Here is a 5,822-nt window from a genome sequence, read left to right as displayed (position 1 = left end):
AACCGGCGCCGACGCGGGCGCCGACGCCGGCAGCGCGTTGCGCACGGCGATCCCAAGGCGCCCGCCCTCCACGTCCACCCGGACAGTGACCCGCTCCCCCGGAGCGTGCTTGGCCGCGTTGGTCAGACACTCCTGGACCACCCGATGCACCGCCGCCTGCCGCAGCGGAGAGAGCCGATGGGCGGCCGGTGCCACCAGAAGCTCCACAGGGCTCCCCGCACGCCCGCTGCGCTCGGCGAGTTCAGGAAGGGCGTCGAGACCAGGCGTCGGCGCCCCATCCAGCCCCCGCTGCACGATGATCTCGTTCAGCATCCGATGCGCACTGCGCGCCGTCTCCGAAAGCTCCTCGAACCCCTCTTCGAAGGGCCCACCGGAGGCCCGCCGCGCCAGCACCTGGGACCGCACGCTCAGCAGCGTCAGCTCGCGCCCCACGAAGTCGTGCACGTCCCGCGCGATGCGGGCCCGCTCCTGCTGGACGGCGTGCAGCGTGTCCGTCTCCGCGCGCTGGGCCTCCAGCTCGCGGACGAGGTCCTGCCGGTTCGCGGCGACGCCGACCCCGGCCGCGAGCACCCCGATCGGCACGACCAGGCTCAGGAACTCGCTGAGCGTCTCGCCCCGGTGCGGCGGCCAGCCGGGCAGCAGGAACATCGCGTACGCGAACGCCACGTACCCGACGACCCCGAGCATCCCGGCCCGGCGCCCCCGGTAGCGCCCCAGCGAGTACAGCGCGAACTGCGTCAGCGTCAGCTCGTGCAGCCAGCCGAGCAGGAAGAGCGCGACGCCATACGTCACCCAGGGCACCCGGCGCCGCACCAGCAGGGACGCCGCGCCCGCTGTCAGGACGAGGGCGGCCATCGGGCCCGTGAGGGAGTTGTCCGCCGCCGCGAGGCCCGGCACGTCCAGGCTCATCAGCGCCAGCGCGCTCAGCGCGGTGAGCAGGTCCAGGGCCCGCGGGGCCTTGCCCCAGCGCTCGGCGAGGCGACGGCCGATGGCCGCCGCCTGGCGAATCGCCTGGGCGGCGGGGCGGACGTGCATGCCCTCCATCATCCAAGGTCTTTCGGCCCGATTCATCGGACTTATGGCCCTGATTTGGTGATTTGCGGCACGGGCTCGCACGGCCACGCGGCGCGGCGGACGGGCCCCGGCCCGTGCCGGGGGTCAGATCTGACCATGTGGTATGCCCAGAATTCCGCCCGGCGGACCCATCAGCTCGCCGGTGACGCCGGGGTCCTGCTCTGGACCGCGCTGTGGGCCGCCGCCGCCCTCACCGCGTACCGGCTGGCCTGTCTGCTCGCCCTCCCTCGCGCCCTCCAGGAGCGCAGGGCACCGCTGCCGCTGGTCGGCGGACGCTTCGACACGGCGCTGCGGCGCGTGGCGGACGCCGTCGACGCCATGGACCCGGTGGCGGTGCGCACCGCGGTCGCCGTGGGCGCCCTCGCCCTGTTCGTCGTACCCGTGGGGCTCGTCCTCGCGGTCTGGCTGCCGCGCCGGCTGCGGTGGATCCGCCAGGCGGGCGCGGCGCGGGACCTCGCCGCCTCCGACGACGGCCGCGACCTGCTGGCCCTGCGCTCGCTGCTGCGCCCCCTCGACGAGGTGGCCGCCACCGCGTCGGAGATCCCCGACGCGACCCCGGGCAGCCTCGCCTGGGGCTGGCGGCACGGCGATCCGGAGATCCTGGACGCCCTGGCGGGCGCGGAGCTGGACCGGCTCGGCCTCGAGCCACCGGCCCCGCGCGAGGGCCCGGCCGAGGTGGTCTTCGAGCCGGTCGACCTCATCTCGCCCGCGGGCCCCGCCGACGAGCGGACCCGCGACACCCACCCCCTCGCCTGACCCTCGTACGGCAAAGGCCCCCGGAAGCCGCGTGTGCGGTCCCGGGGGCCTTCGGCTCGGTCCGATCAGGCGGCCGGCAGCGCCTCGAGCTGCGCCGTCAGGCGGGCGATGTCCGCCTCCGCCTTGGTGAGGCGGCCGCGGATCTTGTCCACGACCTGGTCGGGCGCCTTCGCCAGGAACGCCTCGTTCCCGAGCTTCGCCTCGGCCTGGGCCTTCTCCTTCTCGGCGGCGGCGAGGTCCTTGGCCAGGCGCTTGCGCTCGGCGGCCACGTCGATCGTGCCGGACAGGTCGAGCGCGACCGTGGCGCCCGAGACCGGCAGCGTCGCCGTCGCCGTGAAGGCGTCACCCTCCGGCAGCAGGCGGAGCAGCTGGCGGATGGCGGCCTCGTGCGGGGCGAGCGCCGTGCCGTCCAGGGTGAGGCGCGCCGGGACCTTCTGGCCCGGCTGGAGGCCCTGGTCGGCGCGGAAGCGGCGGACCTCCGTGATGACCTGCTGAAGGGTCTCGATCTCCCGCTCGGCACCGGCGTCGCGGAAGCCGCCCGGGGCGTCAGCCCCAGGAACCAGCACAGTGGCGGGCCAGTCGGCGATGACGAGCGACTCGCCGCCGGTCAGCGCCGTCCACAGCGTCTCCGTCACGAACGGCACGATCGGGTGGAGCAGGCGCAGCGTGACGTCAAGGACCTCGCCGAGCACGCGGGCCGAGACCTTCGCGCCCTCGCCGCCCGCCATGAACGTGGTCTTGGACAGCTCGACGTACCAGTCGAAGACCTCGTCCCACGCGAAGTGGAAGAGGGCGTCGGAGAGCTTGGCGAACTGGTAGTCGTCGTAGAGCGCGTCGACTTCGGCGACCGTCGCGTTCAGGCGGGAGAGCACCCAGCGGTCGGTGGCGGACAGCTGCTCGGCCGGGGGCAGGTCGCCCTCGATCGTGGCGCCGTTCATCATCGCGAAGCGCGTGGCGTTCCAGATCTTGTTGGCGAAGTTGCGCGAGCCCTGGACCCAGTCCTCGCCGATCGGCACGTCGGTGCCCGGGTTGGCGCCGCGGGCGAGCGTGAAGCGCAGGGCGTCCGAGCCGTACTTGTCCATCCAGTCCAGCGGGTTGACCGCGTTGCCGAAGGACTTCGACATCTTCTTGCCGAACTGGTCGCGGACCATGCCGTGCAGCACGATCGTGTGGAACGGCGGGGTGCCGTCCATCGCGTACAGGCCGAACATCATCATCCGGGCGACCCAGAAGAAGAGGATGTCGTAGCCGGTGACGAGGACCGAGTTCGGGTAGAACTTCGCGAGCGATTCCGTCTGCTCGGGCCAGCCCAGCGTGGAGAACGGCCACAGGCCGGAGGAGAACCACGTGTCGAGCACATCGTTGTCCTGGCGCCAGCCCTCGCCGGTGGGGGGCTCCTCGTCGGGGCCGACGCAGACGACTTCGCCGTTCGGGCCGTACCAGACGGGGATGCGGTGGCCCCACCAGAGCTGGCGCGAGATGCACCAGTCGTGGAGGTTGTCGACCCAGTCGAAGTACCGCTTCTCCATCTCCTGCGGGTGGATCTTGACCTTGCCGTCGCGGACCGCGTCACCGGCGGCCTTCGCGAGCGGGCCGACCTTGACCCACCACTGCATCGACAGGCGCGGCTCGATGGTGGTCTTGCAGCGCGAGCAGTGGCCGACCGAGTGGGTGTACGGGCGCTTCTCGGCGACGATGCGGCCCTCGGCGCGCAGCGCGCCGACGATGGCGGAGCGGGCCTCAAGGCGGTCAAGGCCCTGGAAGGGGCCGTGCGCGGTGATGACGGCGTGCTCGTCCATGACCGCGATGTTCGGCAGGCTGTGGCGCTGGCCGATCTCGAAGTCGTTCGGGTCGTGCGCGGGGGTCACCTTGACGGCGCCGGTGCCGAACTCGGGGTCGACGTGCTCGTCGGCGACGACCGGGATCGTGCGGTCGGTGAGCGGCAGCTTGATCTGCTTGCCGACGAGGTGCTTGTACCGCTCGTCCTCGGGGTGGACGGCGACGGCGGTGTCGCCGAGCATCGTCTCGGCGCGGGTGGTGGCGACGACCAGCGTCTCGTCCCCCTCGCCGTACTTGATGGAGACCAGCTCGCCGTCGTCGTCCTGGTACTCGACCTCGATGTCCGAGATCGCCGTCAGACAGCGCGGGCACCAGTTGATGATGCGCTCGGCGCGGTAGATCAGCTCGTCGTCGTAGAGCTTCTTGAAGATGGTCTGGACGGCCTGCGAGAGGCCCTCGTCCATGGTGAAGCGCTCGCGCTCCCAGTCGACGCCGTCGCCGAGGCGGCGCATCTGGCCGGAGATCTGGCCGCCGGACTCGCCCTTCCACTTCCAGACGCGCTCGATGAACGCCTCGCGGCCCAGGTCGTGGCGGGACTTGCCCTCCTTGGCCAGCTCGCGCTCGACCACGTTCTGCGTGGCGATGCCCGCGTGGTCCATGCCGGGCTGCCACAGCGTCTCGAAGCCCTGCATGCGCTTGCGGCGGGTGAGGGCGTCGATGAGCGTGTGCTCGAAGGCGTGGCCCAGGTGGAGCGCGCCCGTCACGTTCGGCGGGGGGATGACGACGGTGTACGGCGGCTTCTCGCTCTTCTCGTCGGCGGAGAAGTAGCCCCGTTCCACCCAGCGCTCGTACAGCGGCCCCTCTACCTCGGCCGACGCGTACTGGGTCGGCAGTTCGGGAGTGGTCGCTGGGGGCTGCTGCTGAGCGTTCTCGGTCACGCGGTCAGTTTAGGGGGGCCCGGGACCGGTCCCGAAACCGGAATATTCGACATCGCTTGCGGTCCGGGCCTCCACGGGGTCTGAACGTCGTTCAGGATGGCCGGAGACACCAGTGTTCAGAGTGTTCAAGGGGGACCCACGCGATGAGCTACAACGAACCAGGCCCGTACGGCGGGCAACAGCCGCAGCAGCCCGGTCCGTACGGCGGCGGACAGCCCCAGCAGCCGGGCCCTTACGGGCAGCCGCCTCAGCAGCAGCCGCTGTTCCTCACCGGACGGCGCGGCACCGGGATGGGCCGGGCCCGATGCCGTCGGGGCCGCTTCGTGCATCGAACGCTGCACGGCCGTCTCGTACGTACGGATCTCACGGGTCAGCACCAGCATGAGGTTGACCAGGAACGCGTCGCGTGCCGCGGGACCCGCCGACTGCGCCAGCTGACTGATCTCGCGCCGCGCCACCGGCGCGTCACCCAGCACCGCCCACAGCGTCGCCAGGTCGTACCCCGGCAGGTACCAGCCCGCGTGCTCCCAGTCGACAAGGACGGGTCCGGCGGGCGAGAGCAGGATGTTCGACAGCAGGGCGTCACCGTGGCAGAACTGCCACATGGACTCGGGCCCGTCGCCCTGGTGGACGGCCGAGTGCGCGATGCCCTGCAGCAGCTTCTGCAGATCGCCCATGTCACGGTCGGTCAGCAGGCCCAGCTCGTGGAAGCGGGAGATCCGCCTGCCGTACTCCATCGGCCTGCCGAACATCTCCGCCGGCGGCCGCCACTGGTTCAGCCGCAGCACGGAACCGAGCGCCGCCCGGATGTCCGCACGCGGCGGGGACTCGATCGGGTGGCGCTGGAGTGCTGCCACCCGCCCCGGCATCCGCTCGATCACCAGCGTGCAGTCCTCGGGATCGGCGGCGATCAACCGAGGCGCCCGTACGGGCGGGCGGTGCCGGACGAACGAACGATAGGCCGCTATTTCGTGCCGGATCCGGTCGGCCCACAGCGGGGAGTGGTCCAGTAAACACTTAGCGACGGCGGCACCGCGTCCCGCCGTACCGACGAGCAGGACGGTGCGCCCGCTCCGGCGGAGCACCTGCACGGGGTTGAACTCCGGACAGATGCGATGCACCGAGGCGATCGCGGTGCGCAGTTGCGCCCCCTGGGGGCCGGACAAGTCGAGTCTCCCGCTGAGCGGTTGCGTGCCGGATGCCGGCACACGGCGCGTCCGGCCGGCGCCGAGCTGCGCGGACGCGGGCCGCGCGGGCTCCAGATAGGGGCCGTTC

General features: G+C 71.9%; 3 protein-coding genes and 1 pseudogene. 1 reads left to right on the top strand and 3 read right to left on the bottom strand.

Annotated features, from left to right (window positions below):
• Positions 1-1,035, bottom strand: a 1,035-nt coding sequence (locus tag GKQ77_RS26150) for a sensor histidine kinase (RefSeq protein WP_219691390.1), incomplete at its 3' end; no start/stop codon positions are given.
• Positions 1,036-1,170: 135 nt separating this feature from the next.
• On the opposite strand from GKQ77_RS26150, the gene GKQ77_RS26145 reads away from it, so the two are divergent.
• Entirely contained in the window at positions 1,171-1,830 is a 660-nt protein-coding gene (locus GKQ77_RS26145; protein ID WP_258021988.1) for a hypothetical protein, read from the top strand.
• Between the two features lie 65 nt (positions 1,831-1,895).
• Here the strand turns inward: GKQ77_RS26145 and GKQ77_RS26140 are convergent, their stop codons facing one another.
• Together GKQ77_RS26140 and GKQ77_RS26135 are read right to left on the bottom strand one after the other, a co-directional pair.
• Positions 1,896-4,547 carry a valine--tRNA ligase gene (locus tag GKQ77_RS26140; protein ID WP_219691389.1) on the bottom strand — a complete coding sequence of 884 codons (2,652 nt, stop codon included), beginning with the start codon at positions 4,545-4,547 and terminating at the stop codon, positions 1,896-1,898.
• A gap of 239 nt (positions 4,548-4,786) precedes the next feature.
• A pseudogene (locus GKQ77_RS26135) lies at positions 4,787-5,822 on the bottom strand (aminoglycoside phosphotransferase family protein); the annotation flags it as partial.

This window comes from Streptomyces anatolicus (assembly GCF_019400875.1).
In the GTDB taxonomy this organism is placed as follows: Bacteria; Actinomycetota; Actinomycetes; order Streptomycetales; family Streptomycetaceae; genus Streptomyces; species Streptomyces anatolicus.
The sequence above is the reverse complement of the archived record's forward strand: the minus strand, read 5'-3'. Positions and strand labels throughout refer to the sequence as shown.

Coding starts and splice junctions, on each gene's coding strand:
- GKQ77_RS26145 (WP_258021988.1), top strand. CDS start 1,171: ATGTGGTATGCCCAGAATTCCGCCCGGCGGACCCATCAGCTCGCCGGT.